A 17,138-nucleotide genomic window follows, 5' to 3' on the forward strand; every position below is an offset into this window, starting at 1 on the left:
GGAGCCGTTAATTTTCATGACTATGAATTCCCCTATGTCACAGTATACTATTATTGTCATTATTTCAGGCGTTCTTAGCGTGCTGCTTGCCATATATGCTTATTACAACAAGACTAAATTTACTGGCATGAACGTATTTATGGCGATGACTATTCTATCCGCCGTGTACACCTTCGCTTTTGCCTTCGAGCTTGCCAGCGATTCGCTTCGCGAAATCCGTTTTTGGCTAAATATCGAATATGTAGGCATGCCGTTTATTGCTCCCTGCAGCCTGTTGCTCATCATGCACTATGTCGGCCTAGATCGATTCAACACGCTGACAAAATCATGGGTCCTATTTGTCATTCCAGCTGTTACTCTTCTCATGGTCACGACAAACGATTATCATCATCTTTTTTATAAGTCATTATATTTACGGCCTCATATGCTCACACCTATGGCCGATGTCGTGCCTGGAATCTGGTATTACGTGCATGGAAGTTATACTTTTGGCTCTATGTTAGCAAGCTTATTTATATTGGCAAGTTATTGGAATAAGACGAAGCCCATATATCGAAAACAAATGCTTACACTGGGGGTGGGCATATCGCTCCCTATGTTAGGGGCTTTTTTGTACGTTCTCGGACTTACTCCGCTGGGGATGGATCCTGTTCCGATTATCTTGTGTATTACATCTATTCTATACGTCATATCCATCTTCTCGACTGCACTGCTAACCGTTGCACCTATTGCAAGGGAGCATATATTCGAGAGTATGCGTGACGGCGTCCTTGTTCTTAATTTAGAAAATCAAATTATAGACTTTAATGGAGCCGCCACGACAATTATCCCGGCGCTTACTCCTCTAGCGATTGGTCAAAAGCTGGAGCACGTCTGGAAGCGAGGGGCTGAATCCGGCGCCTTCTCCTTCGGAATGGACAAAACAGGAGAGTATGAGCAAGAATTCAAATGGATTCGAGGCGGAGAAACCTTTTATTATCGGATAAGAGCATCCAATCTATTGAGGCCAAATGGCCAGCTCGCGGGCAGAACGATTGTGATGATCGACGTAACGGAGTATACACTTCTACAGAATAAGCTGCGTCGTCTTGCAGAAATCGATGGGCTTACTTCTATTTATAATCGTACATTTTTTATGGAAAAAAGCAGACAGCTGCTCGCCTCCGCCCATCAGAAGCAGCAGCCGCTATCGTTTATTTTGATCGATATCGATTATTTCAAACAAATTAATGACCGCTATGGACATAGCGTAGGTGATTTTGCACTTCAGCACGTCGTTATGATTTGCAAGCAGGCCCTCCCCGCTAATGCTGTATTCGGCCGATACGGCGGAGAAGAATTCGCCATTAGTTTGCCGAATGTGCCGCTGGTGCAAGCGGGTCATAAAGCAGAACAGATACGATCGGCAATTGCCGGCAATCCGTTCTACAGCGCAGCCAGATCCATTACGATTACAGCCAGCTTTGGGGTTTCAGAAGCAAAATCCGACGAAGTGTCGCTAGAGATGCTGCTAAGTGAAGCAGACATTGCCCTTTACCGCTCCAAGCATGGCGGGAGGAACGCCGTACATCTATCCACCGATGAAGGCGTACATGCTTACCAAGATAAATAACCATACTAGTACGAAAGAGACAGGTGGGATAACTTCATGTTAAAAGTTGCTGCCTTGCGCAACATATTGCGATTTCGGCCAAGTCCTCCGCAAGTGATGACCTTCGGCTTTATCTTTATTATACTGATCGGCGCTCAGCTCTTGTCACGGCCTATATCTTTTACGAACGACGCGCCACTTTCTTATATTGATGCCTTGTTTATGTCGACCAGCGCTGTTTGCGTCACAGGTCTTACTGTATTGGACACCGGCACCCATTTCTCTACCTTCGGTCAGGTTGTCATCATCATATTAGTCCAAATTGGCGGATTAGGTTTTATGACGATGGCGACCTTATTTGCTTTGTTATTCCGTAAACGTATATCGTTTCGCGAGCGGCTTGTACTGCAAGAATCTATGAACTATGGCTCTACTGAAGGTATCGTGCGCATGGTTCGAACAGTATTGCTCTATGCCCTTGTCATAGAGCTGACTGGCGCTGTATTGCTTAGCAGCTATTTCATGCTCGAAATGCCGGTCGGGCAGGCGATTTATTTTGGCATCTTCCATAGTGTTTCAATTTTTAATAATGCGGGCTTCGATTTGTTCTCCCAATTCCCTGAACGAGCAAGCAGTCTCATCCATTATGTAGATGACCCCTTCGTTAATATCGTGTCTATGCTTCTCATTTTCTTTGGGGGGGTCGGCTTTATCGTTATATCGGAGCTTGTGAACTATCCCAAAAACAAAAAGCTCAGCTTACATAGCAAGGTGGTCCTATCGGTTACTGGTACTCTTACCGTTGTTGGGGCCATCGTTATATTTGCACTAGAATTTTCAAATTCCAATACGCTTCAGCCCCTGTCTGCTGCTGGTAAATTTCTTGGTGCGATGTTTCAATCGGTTACCGCTCGTTCTGCTGGTGTAAGTACGGTTGATCCTAGTTTACTGCGAGAAGTGACCCAATTTTTCATTATCCTGCTTATGTTTATCGGTGCGGGGCCTGGTTCAACTGGCGGCGGTATTCGAGTAACGACCTTTGCGATTCTAATCGGGGCCATCATTGCGATGATGAGAGGCAAAGAGGATGTCGTCTTGTTCCGTTATCGCATTGCCAAAACTCAAATTCATCAAGCTATTATGTTCACGATGATCGCATTCGCGATTATTTGCGGAGCGACCATGCTTCTTTCCATTACGGAGACGGGGTCATTCCTAGCTATATTGTTCGAGGCTACCTCTGCGTACTGTACGGTTGGCATGTCAGCGGGATTAACGAGCCACTTGAGCGACATCGGAAAGTTTATTATTATTTCCCTCATGTTCTTGGGCCGGCTAGGGCCTGTCACGTTGGCATTTGCGCTTAATACACGTTCAAAGAAGGAGCTTTACCGCTTCCCAGAAGGCAAAATCACGATTGGCTAGGCTTAGATTTGCCTCGCTATTCTAGTGGATGATACGATAGCGACAGGCTATTCGATAAAGCTGCTAAAGGAGTTTACGTCATCATGCAAATAAATTCATATAACGATTCTACACGCAGCAAACGTGTTCTAATTGTAACCGCCGTTGATGCTGAACGTGATGCTGTGCTTCGCGGTTTACAAGAGCCAGGCAACGTTGACGTCATTGCTGCTGGGGTGGGTGCAGCAGCAGCGGCAGCTCGGACAGCTGCTTTCCTGACAGCTGCAGCTGCAGCAACGTACGATCTGGTCATTAGTGCCGGCATTGGCGGCGGTTTTGCTGGGAAAGCGGAGATTGGCACATTGGTCATTGCCGATCTGATTGTCGCTGCGGATTTAGGCGCAGAGTCACAGGATGGTTTCCTAAGCTTGGACGAGCTGGGGTTCGGTTCAGCCCGTATTGCGATAAGCACGGCGTGGAATAGTCTCTTGTTTGATGCTATTCAATCAGCGGGCTTATCCGTTTGCAGCGGCCCTATACTCACAGTCAATACGGCAACGGGCACAGCAGAGACAACTGCTGCGCTTGTCGAACGGATCAGCGGCGCTGCTGCCGAAGGGATGGAAGGGCACGGCGTTGCCGTAGCGGCCTCCGCACTTGGCATTCCTGTAACTGAAATTCGCGCCATCTCCAATGCGGTTGGACCACGGGACCGCTCCGCTTGGCGTATAGGAGAGGCGTTAGCCTCATTAGAAGCAGCTAGTAAAGCTATACAGGAGGTTTTAAAATGAATATTGCTTACTCACCGTGTCCGAACGATACCTTCGTCTTTCATGCTTGGGCACACGGGCTAATCCCCGGTGCGCCAGGACTGGACGTTACCTATGCCGACATCGACATTACGAATAAATGGGCTGCCAAATCCAAAGGGCCCGAAGTGATGAAAATCTCTTATGCGGCATTGCCTTGGGTGCTCGAAGACTATAAGCTGTTGCCTTGCGGAGGTGCGCTTGGCAGAGGCTGCGGCCCGCTCGTATTAACCGCAGGCGGAATTACGAATGCCGCTGATCTCGCAGGCAAACGAGTGGCTGTACCAAGTGAGCGATCAACCGCATATCTTCTATTCAGATTATGGGCGGCGCAAGCTATTCCAGAAGGAAATCTCGAAATTGTAGTGATGCCCTTCCACGAAATTATGCCTGCTGTTCGTGATGGTCGAATGGATGCGGGACTTGTCATTCATGAAGCGCGCTTCACTTATCCAACCTATGGATTAAGCATGCTGACTGATCTAGGGAGCTGGTGGGAATCGGACACAGGCTTACCCATTCCGCTTGGAGCCATCATTGTCAAACGTTCGTTAGATACAGAAGCAATAGCGGGATGGATTCGTGAATCCGTTGAATATGCATGGGCTAATCCTGAGGTTTCTCGCTCCTACATCATGATGCATGCACAAGAACTCTCGCCGGAAGTCGCTCAAGCGCATATCGATCTTTACGTCAATTCGTTCACTGCTAGCCTAGGAGAAGATGGCTATGCTGCTGTAACTGCACTGCTCGGGCGCGCGGCCGAGGAGGGCCTTGTGCCAAGCTTCGACTTGTCTCTGCTGCGATAACATACCTTTAGCACTAGTCTAGACACGATGTCACCATCCTGCTGCCTCATGTGCGCGGCGTCCCACTTATCGCAACAGATGTCACCTTCTAGCGACCTCATGTGCGCGGCGTCCCACTTATTGCAACAGATGTCACCATCTAGCGACCTCATGAGCGTGACGTTCCACTTATTGCAACAGATGTCACCATCCTGCTGCCTCAAAAGCGCTACACTGCAGTTTTTGCAACAGAATACCCTATAAAATGAGTGCATGAGTGCTACGTTGCACTTTCTGCAATAGAATCGCCAAAAACGCCCCCAATTCCGATGAATTGGGGGCGTTCTATTGTATTTCTGCAACGTAGCGCGTATGCCGAGCCATTTTAGATGCTTTCTATTGCACTTTCTGCAGTAGAATGTTCCAGCTAAGCGTCTCTTAACACACGTGCTGTATTGTGCGCATGCCAAAACACTTAAAAACCTTTAACCGGATAGGTCCGCTTCATCTGTAAAGGCTGTACTCGCTTCAGCCTCACCAAGCTTCAAGTTCAAGACAGCCGCTAGTCTAGCAATACGGAATCTCGAGCTACTACAGTAAGCGGACCCATTGACTCCTCCGATGAAGCATCATCAGCTTCGACGAAGCGCTTAAGCGCGAACAATTTATTTTCCCAGTAGCGCTCATAATACGCCAGCCATCGCTTTAGTTCTAGAAGTGGTTCGGGGTTCAGTCGATAGCGAGTCTCCCGTCCAACCTTCCGATCCTTCACAAGCCCGGCATCCGCCAATACACGCAAATGCTTCGAAACCGCCGTGCGGCTCATCGTAAAATGACCGCTTATAACGTTGACCGGCAGCTCCTCATCGCCGAGCAGATGGAGCAGCTTGCGCCTTGTTGGATCAGCAATGGCTTGGAACACATCATGCTTCGGTGCAGGTTCAGCCATCTTAAGCCTCTACATACTTGCTAAGTTTTTGTACAATGCCGACCCAGCCGCCCGACATTCTATCGCGAACCTCTCCGTGTGACTGACCGAATTCGGTAACCTTGTCCGCTTCCCAGCCGGAGTGAATCAATGTGAATTCCGTTTTGCCTTCCAGATCAATCAGTTCAAAGGCCAATGACCAATCCTTGCCCCATTCAAATGTAAGCCGGTTAGGCGGATCAAGCACCGTAACCTTACAAGGAGAATTACCGAAAGGTCCAGCTTCCAAATGAAACTCATAGCCCAGCTCCGCTTGAAAATTATTCGGCATAAACCATGCTGCAATGCCCTCAGATGTTGCGACTGCGTCCCATACCTTCTGAATCGGCGCGTTAAGTACTAGTGTTTGCTTAATATCCTGCAGCGGTCCCTGCGTATTATTGTTTTCCATTTCATGACCTCCATTAGGTGTATCTATGCCATTGTTTTTCACTAATATGAAACCATTTAGTTTCATAAAGACGATTATACGAAACCTTTTGGTTTCATGTCAAATGAATGAATCGAAAACGGACCCTCTCCTTACAATCAGCAGCAATAGAAAGAGACTTTCTCACCGGTCCTATTGACCCGCAGAGAAAGCCTCTTTTCTTTTCAATATTATTATTCTAAATTCGCATGATTGCCATACATCGCCTGACCGCTTAATGCCTGCTTCTCCATCAATCGCAAAATGATCGCATCACATACAATTAGCAGCATCTGCTCAAATAATGAGCCCATCGGTTGAATCGTAGCCGCTTCATTCGCTGCTTGATCCTTCGGAGCGCCTGGAAGCTTCACAACAATATCAGCCAAAGTGCCGATTGTCGATGCTGGTGAGAGTGTTAATGCACCTACCGCTGCTTCCAAACTTTTCGCTTTTTCCGCCATCGGCACCAGCGATTTGGTCTCGCCCGAGCCAGAGCCAATCAGGAGCAGATCACCCTTGCTTAAGCTGCGGGTAACCGTCTCGCCTACGACGTACACATCCAAGCCGAGTTGCATAAGTCTCATCGCGAATGCCCGCATCATCAGTCCCGAGCGGCCTGCTCCTGCTACAAATACGCGTCTAGCTGAGCTAATAGCTTCAAAGAGCAGCTCCATTTGTTCCTCTGCAAGCTTACCTGCTGCTTGATTCAGCTCTTGTATGATGGCAGTTAGATTGTGTTCGTTAGGCATCATTCGAATTAACCTGCTTTAATCAATTGCTGCATTTCGGCAGCTACTGCTTTCATATCGGCTTGTCCGGTAATACCGCCGCCTACGATGATAAGATCCGGTCCAGCGGCGATAACCTCTTGCAATGTATTCAGCTTAATACCGCCTGCTACGGCTACCTTCGCATTTTTGACCACGGCCTTAATCGTGCGCAGATCCTCGAAGGAGTCTTGGCCCTCCGCTTGCAGATCATAGCCCGTATGAACGCAAATATAGTCTACGCCGAAGGCATCAACCTGAGCAGTTCGCTCCGCCAAGTTTTTAACAGCAATCATATCAACCAATATTTGTTTTCCTTGTTTCTTAGCCTCTTCGACCGCACCCTTGATACTCGCATCCTCTGCTACGCCAAGAATCGTTACGATATCCGCACCAGCTTCGGAAGCTTTCATAACCTCGTAGCCGCCTGCGTCCATGATTTTCAAATCCGCAAGCACCGTCATGTTAGGGAATGCTTCCTTAAGCGCTTTGACCGCATGCAGTCCTTCATTGATGACGATCGGCGTACCAATTTCTACAACATCAACAAAAGGCTCAACTTGCTTCACTACTTCAATGGCCCCCTGAATATCGACAAGGTCTAACGCTAATTGCAATTTCATCTATATTTCACTCCTCATAGGTTATGTTTTGCTTATATCGCCTATTGTAGTGACATTGTGATGATAAAAAAAGTACGCACTTTTATGTAACGTAGTTCCCATTTGGGTACTATGAGGCGTCATTCCACTTCTTTTTCGTGCAACTGTACAGCTCTTTCTTGATGCTGTTCTCCCCATTTCGACATGACGTTTAGCAGCTCCTTCACCGTCAAACCGTACTCTGTTAATGAATACTCTACCTTAGGCGGCACCTGCACATATACCTTCCGATCGATGATCGCATCTTCCTCTAACTCACGCAGCTGCTGCGTGAGCATTTTTTGTGTAATAGCCGGCATCTCCCGCTTCAACTCGCCAAATCGGTGTGTTCCCGCAGTTAAATGACAAAGAATAACCGGCTTCCATTTTCCGCCTATGACTTTCAAGGTCAGCTCTACCGTTTCTTTAAAATGCTGATCTCCCACTAATAACGACTCCTTTCACCAAAAAATGATATTCATTCAAAAGCATAACAACCGTACAACAATTGACGTCAAATTTCGTAATGGCTGAGAGATTGAATAAAGCGTCACCATGTTCCAGTCCTATTTTTCGATAGAAAGTCGGTACTTGCAATCGTTAGAATATAGATTAATAATGGAACACAACGTAGTAAATTCCTCATTATGAGGATATCATATCTATGCCGCTTCATACGAATCAAGCAATCTACAATAAATAGAGGAGAGATGAATATGGAATTAAAAAATAGATCAGCTATCATCACAGGCGCAGGAAAGGGTATCGGCAAAGCCATTGCTGTCGCACTAGCCGCGGAGGGCGTCAACCTTGGAATCGTTGCTCGCACAAGCTCTGATTTGGAAGCTCTTCAAGCTTCACTAACAAGTGCTTACGGTGTAAAAGTTTACATTGCAACCGCCGATGTGGCTGTTAAATCCGACGTCGATCAAGCCATTGCTGCACTCAAAGAGAGCCTAGGCTCCATCGATATTCTAATCAACAATGCAGGAATTGGAACATTCGGCACATTGCTCGACATGGACCACGAGCAATGGGAGCGCATCATCCAAACGAATGTTTTGGGTACCTACTATGTGACTCGCGCTGCGCTTCCTACTATGCTTGAGCAAAGCGGAGGCAGCATCATCAACATCGCTTCTACGGCTGGTGAACGCGGTTTTGCAACGGGGTCAGCTTACTGTGCTTCTAAATTTGCTGTGCTAGGCATGACCGAGGCGCTTATGCAGGAAGTTCGCAAATCCAACATTCGTGTAACTGCCCTTACGCCAAGCACCGTCAATACAGAGCTTGCATCTAACGCTGGATTAAAAATAGGTGATGAGGATCGTATGATGCAGGCTGAGGATATGGCTGAACTGGTCGTAGCAACCTTGAAGCTGCCTGATCGCGTGTTTATTAAATCAGCAGGCATATGGACAACAAATCCGCAATAATAGATTCAGCATACAGCCCCACGCCTGCAACTGGCGTTGGGGCTTTACATTTATATTAGCGCAGAACTGCTGTGCATGATTCAGGAGGTAAGCTCACTATGCCTATTCATGATATTCCCTTTTCTATATTGGATCTTGCGCCGATCGTTACCGGAAGCACACCTGCCCAGTCGTTCCGTAACACGCTTGATTTGGCCCAGCACGCTGAAAAATGGGGCTATAACCGCTTCTGGCTCGCCGAGCACCATAATATGCCCGGTATCGCCAGCTCCGCGACTTCGGTTGTTATTGGTTATGTCGCTGCCGGCACAGAAAAAATCCGCGTGGGCTCTGGCGGTATTATGCTGCCAAACCATGCTCCGCTCGTCATTGCCGAGCAATTCGGCACGCTTGAGTCCATGTACCCTGGTCGTATTGATCTCGGACTCGGAAGAGCGCCGGGCTCTGATCAGGTTGCAGCCCGCGCGCTGCGCCGCGGACTTGGCAGCAACGGCGATGACTTCCCTGAGCAGTTGAACGAGCTGCGCCATTACTTCAATCCAACCGCAGAATCACGCGGAGTGATGCCGAGAGCTGTTCCCGGCGAGGGGCTAAATGTCCCAATCTGGCTGCTTGGCTCTAGCGGCTTTAGCGCGCAGCTTGCCGGACACCACGACCTTCCATTTGCGTTTGCGAGCCATTTCGCACCGGACTTCCTGCTTCCTGCCTTGAAGCTTTATCGCGACAACTTCCGCCCATCCGAGGTGCTCGATAAGCCTTATGCTATGGTCGGTATCAATATCGTTGTGGCAGATTCGGACGAGGCTGGCACATTCCTCACCACCTCACAAGAGCAAGCGTTCCTGAACTTGATACGCGGACGTATGGGACAGCTGAACCCGCCCGTGGACAGCATGGACGGGCTTTGGAGTGAGCAAGAGAAAATGATCGTCCGCAAGCAGCTAAGCTTCACCGTCGCTGGCTCGAAAGCAACCGTCAAGGACCAGCTCAGCGCCTTAATCAAGCAGACGGGCGCCGATGAGCTGATTGTCGTCAGCCAAGTGTATGATCATGAGGCACGCCTTCGCTCCTTCAAGCTGCTCTCTGAAATTATTAATGAAAGCCGTGCCTCTGCCGAGGTGTAATAAGCAAGTTAGGGGCTGCACTTAAGTAGAAAAAATCTACTTGAGAGCAGCCCTTCTTTTATCACATGTCCTGTTAAGATTGTCTTGCCTCGCCATTGATCCACTAAAGTATTTCTGTTACTCCGGTCTCCTCTCCCCCTCTTTGAGCTAAATCGACAATTCCGTAGTGTAGATTTGTGCTTATTTAGCAATACTAAAAAAATCATTTTTGAGGGTGGGAGAACATGAACCATATTTTCGCTATTTACGCCAAAGATCTTCGCAATATTTTTCGAAACAGCGCCGCTGCCATCGTCATTATCGGACTGACCTTTCTGCCCTCTCTATATGCATGGTTTAACATCAAAGCGTCATGGGACCCCTACGGCCAGACGAGCTCACTTGCCATCGCCGTCGTAAACAACGATGAAGGAGCCGTGCTCCATGGCACGCCCATTAAAGTCGGAGATGAAATCATTGCTTCCTTGAAGGAAAATAAAAAAATTGGCTGGGTGTTTGTGGAGAATAAGAAGGCGATAGAGGGCGTTAAGCATGGCGATTATTATGCTAGTATTACGATTCCTGCTGACTTCTCTGCCAAATTAGCTACCGTACTGAGCAATAATTTGCAGCAAGCGGAGCTGGACTATGCCGTAAATGAGAAGATCAATGCCGTATCGCCAAAAATCGCCCAAAAGGGCGCGAGCGGAATTATTGAGGAGGTCCGCGCAAACTTCGTCAAAACCGCAAACGAAACGATATTTCGCGTTTTCAATCAAATCGGTATCGAGCTAGAGGCAAACCGGCCAGCGATTGATCAGGTTCGCAGTACCGTATTCAAGTTGGAATCGTTATTCCCTCAAATCGATGAAGCCGTTGCTCTTGCAGCTGCCGATATTGAGAAGTCGAAGAAGATCGTCGCAACCGTTCAGAAAGAGCTGCCAAAAGCTGCTCAGCTTGCGAAGGATGGCGAAGCCTTTACTAAGCAGCTAGGCGCTTTTTTTGACCAAAGCACGACGGCACTCAATAAGGCCGGCCCGCTGATCAAACAGGATTTGCAGCTGCTTCTCCAAACAGCGAATGCCATGCAGGAGCTTACCGCTATTTTGCAAGATACAACGGTTGATCCCGAGGTTGTGAAAACGACCTTGGCGCAGGCAGAGCAGCGTTTGACAGGCGCCATCGCTGCAACCGGCGGACTAATCCATGTGTTAGAGAGTTTGAATAACATCGCCCCGAGCAAAATACTAATTTCGACAATAGATCGAATGAAGCAAATCACGACAAGGTTTCAGCAGCAGCTCACCCTTGTGAGGCAAATTCAATCTGCGATCGAGAAAGGCGAGAAGCCTGCACAGACACTTATTGATCGCTTAAGCTCCATATCCAAAGAAACCTCGTCCATTCTAACAGATGTGCTAGGCCGCTATGACAGCGAAATACTGCCACGGATTACACAAGCTGTCGATAAAGCAAAGCAAGCAGCATCCACTGCCGAATCCATATTAACCGAAGCAGGGCTGATGATTCCGAGTGCGGCGCTGATTGTAGGTGATGCGGCAAAGGGACTGGAGCTCGGAGGCAAAGAGCTTGCGAAAATCCAAAAGAATCTGCCTGCAGCGAAGCAAAAGATTAAAGGAGTGGCACAGCGGATTCGTGAGCTGGAGAAGGAAGGCAACTTAAACGAGTTAGTCGATTTGCTCAAAAACGACGCGGAGCGCGAGGCGGCTTTTTTCGCTGAGCCTGTTGTTTTGAAGGAAGTACGGTTATTCCCGATACCGAATTACGGGTCGGCGATGTCTCCATTTTTTACAACACTATCCCTATGGGTCGGTGCGCTGCTGCTCGTATCGTTGCTGAGCGTAGATGTACATTCTACTGAAAATTCGTACCGCAGCTATCACATTTATTTCGGACGTTACCTCACCTTCCTTACAATTGCGATCGTACAATCACTGCTCGTTACGATTGGTGATATATGGATTCTTCAGGCGTATGTCGCTAATAAATTGTGGTTTGTTCTGTTTGGTGTCATTCTGAGCGCAGTGTTCATGCTCATTGTGTATACGCTCGTGTCTGTATTCGGCAATGTAGGCAAAGCGATGGCGATCGTCCTGCTTGTACTTCAGCTTGCTGGATCCGGCGGCACATTCCCGATACAAGTTACACCGCCTTTTTTCCAAGCGATTCATCCCTTCCTTCCCTTCACCTACGCTATCAGCATGATGCGGGAAGCTGTGGGTGGCATATTGTGGGATATTGTTACAAGAGATTTGATCGCTCTTGCGATTTTTGCCGGCGCTGCACTGCTGATTGGTCTAGCTTTGAAAAAGTGGATCAACCGTTATTCTACCAAAATGCTGGAAAAAGCGAAGCAAAGCGGATTAATTCATTAGAACAACATTTGACTACCACCCTTTTTCTATGAATAATATTAATTATCAATAGAAATGTAGGAGGGAATAATATGTCCATCATTCCGCAAATTTTGGAGTTTAATAAGAAGTTTGTCGAAGAAAAGCAATATGAAACCTATTTGACCGACAAATTTCCCGATAAAAAGGTTGCTGTCCTTACCTGTATGGACACTAGGCTCGTCGAGCTGCTGCCGAAAGCATTAAACATCAAAAATGGTGATGCCAAATTTATTAAAAATGCGGGTGCCATTCTTACTCAACCGTTCGGAAGTGCGATGCGCAGCATTTTGATCGCTGTCTATGAGCTTGGCGCTCAAGAGGTGCTTGTCATCGGCCATCACGGCTGCGGCATGACCAATCTTGATACAAAAGGTATGGTTAGCAAGTTCAGTGATCATGGCATCGATCCGCTTACGATAGAAACTCTCGAAAACTCAGGCATACGCATGGAGAAGTTCTTGCGGGGATTCGCAACTTCCGAAGAAGGTGTCATGCACAGCGTCAAATTGATTCGCAAGCATCCTCTCTTCCCTAAAGCGATTCCCGTTCACGGCTGTATCCTCGACCCAGAGACGGGCGCTCTAGAGCTTCTCGTTCAGGATTATCGCGAAGAGGCGTAACAACTCCCCATAACTTATTACGTACAATTAATGCAGCGAGGCGCGTCTTGGCACATTCTGTGTCAAAGCGTGGTTGCGCTGCAGGTTATGTGCGAGAAGTAGCTAGCGTCTATTCCGCCATAGCTTCTACAACTCTTGCCCTATATTGTTTCTCTGCTGGACAAGCCTACGCCGCTTCTCCACTAACCTACACTACTGCTCTCTACTAGACAAACTTACGTTGCTCCTCCACTAACATGCTCTGTTATCCTCCTATGTAGCAACTCCGCCCAACCTACATTGTAGTTTCTGCAATAGAATGGCGGACAGAACTATCCAATGAGGTCTACATTGTAGTTTCTGCAACAGAATCCGGTGATAGAGTGCATTTGGTGCACTTTTGAGACTATTCTGATGTATAACTGCAACGTAGCTCACGATTAAAGGCTGTATGTAAGGCATCTGTTGTATAAACTACAACGTACGTGTCTAGCACATAAAAAAACAGCCGTCCCCACGGCATAGGAATAGCCAATTGGAGAAAGCTGTTTTATCGAATTATTTTATAGCAATATAAATGTCTACCTCTGCATTCGCCGGATCAAAAGATCGGCCATCGTACAGCTCATAATCACCGGTATAAGTACGCTCGATCGACGATTGCTCAAAAAACGTCCAAATCTCGCCCCACGCCTCTGCTACGACCTCATACACAGGACCCCTCTTCGTCTTAAAAACCATAAACTTAGATTCCGGCACCGCCGCTTGCTCTAGCCCGTCCGGCAATTCAGTATGCACTCCTGCCTGTTCATGGCCAATAAGAACCGTATAAGCACCGCTGGCATCACTCTCATAGTCTGTATACAGCCCATAGATCAAATGACCGTTGCTCACTTGTGTGCGACTAGCGATGCCGCTGCCGAAATACGAGTCCCAAAGGCCAGACAAACGACCATTTCCTCCCGCTTCCTCAGCATTAGTCGTGCGTGCAGTTACTCCTATTAGTACAACCGCTGGTTTTACTACGATAGTATTCGTCATCATTTGTTCCCCATTTCCTTGGTATGAATCTTATTGTACCTAAGGAAACTGGACAGCTATCTGTCTTAGTTCTCGTAGCGGCTGACAATATTTCGTGCTCGCAAAATAATTTCCTCTACAAGGGAGGCTGGCTGCTCGACCTTAACCTGATCACCATAGCTCAGCAGCATCCCATAAAACCATTCGTCTACGGTATGCTTGCCCTCTACCCGCAGGCACCCATCAGCAAGCACAGTCACTTGATCGGGTTGGAAGGCATCCATGACACGATGACGTACCTTGGGCTGAAATACGAGGGTCACAATGGTATCGGCGTTATTCGACCATTCCGCATCCCAAGCATAACCGTCTAATGACGGTGTCTGGCGGCGTTCAAATCGCTCCATCAACAGGCTGAGCTGCTGCACACGCGACAATCGAAATATGCGAAACTGCTCCCTTAGCGTGCAATACGCCTGCAGGTACCATATGTTCCCTTTCAAAATAAGCGCATAAGGCTCTATCACTCTCTCCGTTTCAGAGCCATTCATATTAATATAGCTGAACGCTACCTTCCGCGTCTCTTCAATCGCTTTCTTGAACAGATTAACCTTGTCACGTGCTGCCGGCCCTTGCCCCCAAGGGTTCAAATCAAAAACCAAGCTGTCCCCAAGGCGATCATCCTCGAGCTTATCGGATTTACGAAGCAGCGCTTTGACCTTCTCATGCAATCCGGCATAGGTCGCATCGTCTAACGCGGTGCCTATACCCTTTACGGCTGCGATCAGAGATGATATTTCTGCTAATGTTAAATAATGACGAGACAGGGTGTACTGCTCCATAATCTCGAACCCGCCCGTTGTCCCTTGATGGGCGAGTACAGGAATACCTGATTGGCTTAACGTATCCATATCCCGATATATGGTCTTCGTTGAAACCTCGAAACGGTCAGCCAGTTCCTTAGCGCTTATTCTTCCGCGATTAAGAAGCAGTACGGTCATCGCCAGTAAACGATCGATTTTCAGTTCATTCCCTACTTTCTTAGCTTTTGCATCTACTTAAATCTAATTTCAGCAATCGGACCACTCTCAACAAACCCTATATTTTTATAAACCTTATTCGACGCTGGATTTTTCATATCTGCATACAGCATTGCTTCTCTATTCTCTGCCTCCAGAACCGAACATAGTCCGGCTACAATCGCACTTGCATAACCGTTTCTCCGTAGAACCTGCGGTGTATAAACCGCATTAAATCGTCCATGCCGCGGAGAACGATGAGCGATATTTGCCATTGCGACCGGCAGCTCATCGACTGTCCAGAAGTATAGGTTTCCTCGCATAACCATACCCTCAGCGGCTGCAAGTTGACTAGCAGGGATAACCGATGCGCCATAAGCATCCTCCGAGAAGCCCGCCAAAAATTCAGCAACGAGCTCTACATGCTGCCGCGTAGCCTGAATCATTTTCCCATTTACCTTAATGGGCTTATTCACCTTCGGACATGAATAGGCCATCATCATCATGTATGTATCATATTTCAGCTGATTGGCTTCTGCATACTGCTTTGCAAATGATTCTGCCGTAGAGGGGTCTCCACAAATACCAGGCAAATCCCCTCCTTTATAGTAAGCAATAAGCTCCTTCATCAGCAAGTTTCTGCGCTCATCCGTTAAGTCCTCCGACAACCATAACCAAGCGTTATGTCCTGGTGAGCCTGCAAACAGCATACGACCATCAGACGTCTTCAATCTCGTTGCGCCTTCTATTGCCGAAATTAAATGAATCAAATTATATTGCAGCTCATCTCGCATAAAAGGAAACTGATTCAACACGTAATCATCTGGATGCAGCTTCTCTAGCATAAGATCCCTCCTTCTGCTCATAATTAAAGCCCTCTTGCACGCTAAGAGCCGCTCAATTATTTCAGTCCGACATCAATACCCATTAAGCGAGTAGATGTAACAAGCACGTTCGGTGTAATATCCTTATTTTAGTAAAAAATAATCTTAACTGACGGTTTTTTTGGATCAAGCTGTTTATGTAAGATTATACGCTGCTAAAATCCAAAATCCATATGTGTCAAATCAGTATTCGCCCCGATTGCCGCTTTGCTGCCCTCTCCCGCTGCTACAACAAGCTGTGCAGGCACAATAATGGAAGAGTCTCCAGCCGCATATACACCTCTTACGCTCGTTCTGCCATAATCGTCCGTAACGAAGCCCCCTGACCCCGTCATCGCACAGCCAAGCGCTTCGCCGAAGGGCGCTGCTTGATCCCATGATGGGGTGACGAAGCCGCCAGCACAGTTGACCACGGTGTTATCCGCAAAGAGAACACGATGAAGACGACCGTTCTCCCCGTACAATCCCTTGATCCTTTGCTGAGTCACTTGAATGCCCTTGTACGCTAACTGGCCAATTTGCTGGGCACTTAGCCTATCCGCTCCATTCGTGCACACGATTACATTACGGCTCCAGTTATACACTGTTTTGGCTAAGTTAAAAATATTCGAGCCCTCCGAAATGACAATGAGCGGTTGGTCGCGCAGCTCCCAGCCGTCGCAGTAAGGGCAGCTGAATAAGCTTTTTCCATAAAAGTCACGAATGCCGGGAATAGCAGGCAATGACTCCTTCAGTCCTGCTGCCAAAATAATGGTGCGAGCTTGATATATGACCCCGTTGCTCGTCATCAACTGAAAGCCCGTATCGTGATGCCTCACCTCTGTCACCTTGTCTGGTTTAATGGTAACGGAAGGATATTTAGCAATATCCGCATGGGCTAATCGTCGAAGCTCGCGCGGCTCAATCCCATCACGTGTGATGAAGCCATGTGACTCGTGCGTTACTGCGTTTCTTGGCTTATTGTGGTCAAAAACAATAACGACTCTCCGTGATCTGCCCAGCACGAGTGCAGCATTTAAGCCGGCCGGCCCGCCGCCAATGATAGCACAATCCAGCTTCATATCTATCGCTCCCTTATATCGCAACTATTAGCGAACGCTGCATGTAAACCAATTATCGCTTATCCTTATTCATTCCTAGCAGGAAGGATGCATCTTGATTAAGACGAATTCGAAATCGCTTTTTAAGGTACAATTAATACACGCATGTTAAAATGAAAATACGACTAAGTAATACCGAATATTACTGATGAAACAGATT

General features: G+C 47.6%; 17 protein-coding genes. 8 read left to right on the forward strand and 9 right to left on the reverse strand.

All coding sequences use genetic code 11. The features are described 5' to 3' along the window. Window positions 1-16 precede the first annotated feature (16 nt). The 4 genes from AC0YN6_RS16135 (at window position 17) to AC0YN6_RS16150 (ending at window position 4,613) form a co-directional block, all read left to right on the forward strand. Window positions 17-1,612 (forward strand): histidine kinase N-terminal 7TM domain-containing diguanylate cyclase, encoded by a 1,596-nt coding sequence (locus AC0YN6_RS16135; RefSeq protein WP_475748073.1) that lies wholly within the window; start codon window positions 17-19, stop codon window positions 1,610-1,612. A gap of 36 nt (window positions 1,613-1,648) precedes the next feature. Then, a complete protein-coding gene (locus AC0YN6_RS16140) occupies window positions 1,649-3,016 on the forward strand; it encodes a TrkH family potassium uptake protein (RefSeq protein WP_475748074.1) in 1,368 nt (455 codons plus the stop codon). A gap of 83 nt (window positions 3,017-3,099) precedes the next feature. Then, window positions 3,100-3,786, forward strand: coding sequence for a futalosine hydrolase (locus AC0YN6_RS16145; protein ID WP_475748075.1), 687 nt, complete (start codon window positions 3,100-3,102; stop codon window positions 3,784-3,786). Beyond that, complete coding sequence (locus AC0YN6_RS16150) at window positions 3,783-4,613, forward strand: 1,4-dihydroxy-6-naphthoate synthase (RefSeq protein WP_475748076.1); 831 nt, start codon at window positions 3,783-3,785, stop codon at window positions 4,611-4,613. The genes AC0YN6_RS16145 and AC0YN6_RS16150 overlap by 4 nt, the downstream gene beginning before the upstream one ends. A 541-nt stretch (window positions 4,614-5,154) precedes the next feature. Here AC0YN6_RS16150 and AC0YN6_RS16155 read toward each other — a convergent pair. The 5 genes from AC0YN6_RS16155 to AC0YN6_RS16175 form a co-directional block, all read right to left on the reverse strand. Then, on the reverse strand, window positions 5,155-5,541 hold the full coding sequence (locus tag AC0YN6_RS16155) for an ArsR/SmtB family transcription factor (RefSeq protein WP_475748077.1): 387 nt from the start codon (window positions 5,539-5,541) through the stop codon (window positions 5,155-5,157). A gap of 1 nt (window position 5,542) precedes the next feature. Further along, window positions 5,543-5,971 (reverse strand): SRPBCC family protein, encoded by a 429-nt coding sequence (locus AC0YN6_RS16160; RefSeq protein WP_475748078.1) that lies wholly within the window; start codon window positions 5,969-5,971, stop codon window positions 5,543-5,545. A gap of 212 nt (window positions 5,972-6,183) precedes the next feature. After that, window positions 6,184-6,741 carry a 6-phospho-3-hexuloisomerase gene (gene hxlB, locus AC0YN6_RS16165; RefSeq protein WP_475748118.1) on the reverse strand — a complete coding sequence of 186 codons (558 nt, stop codon included), beginning with the start codon at window positions 6,739-6,741 and terminating at the stop codon, window positions 6,184-6,186. An 8-nt stretch (window positions 6,742-6,749) separates the two neighbouring features. Further along, the gene (gene hxlA, locus AC0YN6_RS16170; protein WP_475748079.1) at window positions 6,750-7,382 is read right to left on the reverse strand and encodes a 3-hexulose-6-phosphate synthase; all 633 of its coding nucleotides are present in this window, start codon (window positions 7,380-7,382) and stop codon (window positions 6,750-6,752) included. Window positions 7,383-7,501: 119 nt separating this feature from the next. Further along, a complete protein-coding gene (locus tag AC0YN6_RS16175) occupies window positions 7,502-7,846 on the reverse strand; it encodes a winged helix-turn-helix transcriptional regulator (RefSeq protein ID WP_475748080.1) in 345 nt (114 codons plus the stop codon). 270 nt (window positions 7,847-8,116) lie between these two features. Here AC0YN6_RS16175 and AC0YN6_RS16180 point away from each other — a divergent pair, with 270 nt between their 5' ends. The 4 genes from AC0YN6_RS16180 (at window position 8,117) to AC0YN6_RS16195 (ending at window position 12,976) form a co-directional block, all read left to right on the forward strand. Beyond that, the gene (locus AC0YN6_RS16180) at window positions 8,117-8,836 is read left to right on the forward strand and encodes a 3-ketoacyl-ACP reductase (RefSeq protein WP_475748081.1); all 720 of its coding nucleotides are present in this window, start codon (window positions 8,117-8,119) and stop codon (window positions 8,834-8,836) included. 98 nt (window positions 8,837-8,934) lie between these two features. After that, window positions 8,935-9,960 carry an LLM class flavin-dependent oxidoreductase gene (locus AC0YN6_RS16185; RefSeq protein ID WP_475748119.1) on the forward strand — a complete coding sequence of 342 codons (1,026 nt, stop codon included), beginning with the start codon at window positions 8,935-8,937 and terminating at the stop codon, window positions 9,958-9,960. A 224-nt stretch (window positions 9,961-10,184) separates the two neighbouring features. After that, window positions 10,185-12,335: a YhgE/Pip domain-containing protein gene (locus tag AC0YN6_RS16190; protein ID WP_475748082.1), complete on the forward strand. Its 2,151-nt coding sequence runs from the start codon at window positions 10,185-10,187 to the stop codon at window positions 12,333-12,335. A 71-nt stretch (window positions 12,336-12,406) separates the two neighbouring features. After that, on the forward strand, window positions 12,407-12,976 hold the full coding sequence (locus AC0YN6_RS16195) for a beta-class carbonic anhydrase (RefSeq protein WP_475748083.1): 570 nt from the start codon (window positions 12,407-12,409) through the stop codon (window positions 12,974-12,976). A gap of 537 nt (window positions 12,977-13,513) precedes the next feature. Here the strand turns inward: AC0YN6_RS16195 and AC0YN6_RS16200 are convergent. The 4 genes from AC0YN6_RS16200 to AC0YN6_RS16215 all read right to left on the reverse strand — a co-directional run bounded on the left by AC0YN6_RS16200 (window position 13,514) and on the right by AC0YN6_RS16215 (window position 16,939). Further along, on the reverse strand, window positions 13,514-13,999 hold the full coding sequence (locus tag AC0YN6_RS16200) for a GyrI-like domain-containing protein (RefSeq protein ID WP_475748084.1): 486 nt from the start codon (window positions 13,997-13,999) through the stop codon (window positions 13,514-13,516). A gap of 62 nt (window positions 14,000-14,061) precedes the next feature. Continuing rightward, the gene (locus AC0YN6_RS16205) at window positions 14,062-14,976 is read right to left on the reverse strand and encodes a helix-turn-helix transcriptional regulator (RefSeq protein ID WP_475748085.1); all 915 of its coding nucleotides are present in this window, start codon (window positions 14,974-14,976) and stop codon (window positions 14,062-14,064) included. A 53-nt stretch (window positions 14,977-15,029) separates the two neighbouring features. Continuing rightward, window positions 15,030-15,860 carry a GNAT family N-acetyltransferase gene (locus tag AC0YN6_RS16210; RefSeq protein ID WP_475748086.1) on the reverse strand — a complete coding sequence of 277 codons (831 nt, stop codon included), beginning with the start codon at window positions 15,858-15,860 and terminating at the stop codon, window positions 15,030-15,032. A gap of 173 nt (window positions 15,861-16,033) precedes the next feature. Next, window positions 16,034-16,939 carry an NAD(P)/FAD-dependent oxidoreductase gene (locus AC0YN6_RS16215; protein WP_475748087.1) on the reverse strand — a complete coding sequence of 302 codons (906 nt, stop codon included), beginning with the start codon at window positions 16,937-16,939 and terminating at the stop codon, window positions 16,034-16,036. Window positions 16,940-17,138: the final 199 nt, after the last annotated feature.

The sequence above is a fragment of the Paenibacillus sp. J22P15 genome (assembly GCF_056269345.1).

Bases quoted from the DNA above. Each gene is read 5' to 3' on its own strand.
- AC0YN6_RS16135 (WP_475748073.1), top strand. From the start codon at position 17: ATGACTATGAATTCCCCTATGTCACAGTATACTATTATTGTCATTATT.
- AC0YN6_RS16140 (WP_475748074.1), top strand. From the start codon at position 1,649: ATGTTAAAAGTTGCTGCCTTGCGCAACATATTGCGATTTCGGCCAAGT.
- AC0YN6_RS16145 (WP_475748075.1), top strand. From the start codon at position 3,100: ATGCAAATAAATTCATATAACGATTCTACACGCAGCAAACGTGTTCTA.
- AC0YN6_RS16150 (WP_475748076.1), top strand. From the start codon at position 3,783: ATGAATATTGCTTACTCACCGTGTCCGAACGATACCTTCGTCTTTCAT.
- AC0YN6_RS16155 (WP_475748077.1), bottom strand. From the start codon at position 5,541: ATGGCTGAACCTGCACCGAAGCATGATGTGTTCCAAGCCATTGCTGAT.
- AC0YN6_RS16160 (WP_475748078.1), bottom strand. From the start codon at position 5,971: ATGGAAAACAATAATACGCAGGGACCGCTGCAGGATATTAAGCAAACA.
- hxlB (WP_475748118.1), bottom strand. From the start codon at position 6,741: ATGCCTAACGAACACAATCTAACTGCCATCATACAAGAGCTGAATCAA.
- hxlA (WP_475748079.1), bottom strand. From the start codon at position 7,382: ATGAAATTGCAATTAGCGTTAGACCTTGTCGATATTCAGGGGGCCATT.
- AC0YN6_RS16180 (WP_475748081.1), top strand. From the start codon at position 8,117: ATGGAATTAAAAAATAGATCAGCTATCATCACAGGCGCAGGAAAGGGT.
- AC0YN6_RS16185 (WP_475748119.1), top strand. From the start codon at position 8,935: ATGCCTATTCATGATATTCCCTTTTCTATATTGGATCTTGCGCCGATC.
- AC0YN6_RS16190 (WP_475748082.1), top strand. From the start codon at position 10,185: ATGAACCATATTTTCGCTATTTACGCCAAAGATCTTCGCAATATTTTT.
- AC0YN6_RS16195 (WP_475748083.1), top strand. From the start codon at position 12,407: ATGTCCATCATTCCGCAAATTTTGGAGTTTAATAAGAAGTTTGTCGAA.
- AC0YN6_RS16200 (WP_475748084.1), bottom strand. From the start codon at position 13,999: ATGATGACGAATACTATCGTAGTAAAACCAGCGGTTGTACTAATAGGA.
- AC0YN6_RS16205 (WP_475748085.1), bottom strand. From the start codon at position 14,976: ATGACCGTACTGCTTCTTAATCGCGGAAGAATAAGCGCTAAGGAACTG.
- AC0YN6_RS16210 (WP_475748086.1), bottom strand. From the start codon at position 15,860: ATGAGCAGAAGGAGGGATCTTATGCTAGAGAAGCTGCATCCAGATGAT.
- AC0YN6_RS16215 (WP_475748087.1), bottom strand. From the start codon at position 16,939: ATGAAGCTGGATTGTGCTATCATTGGCGGCGGGCCGGCCGGCTTAAAT.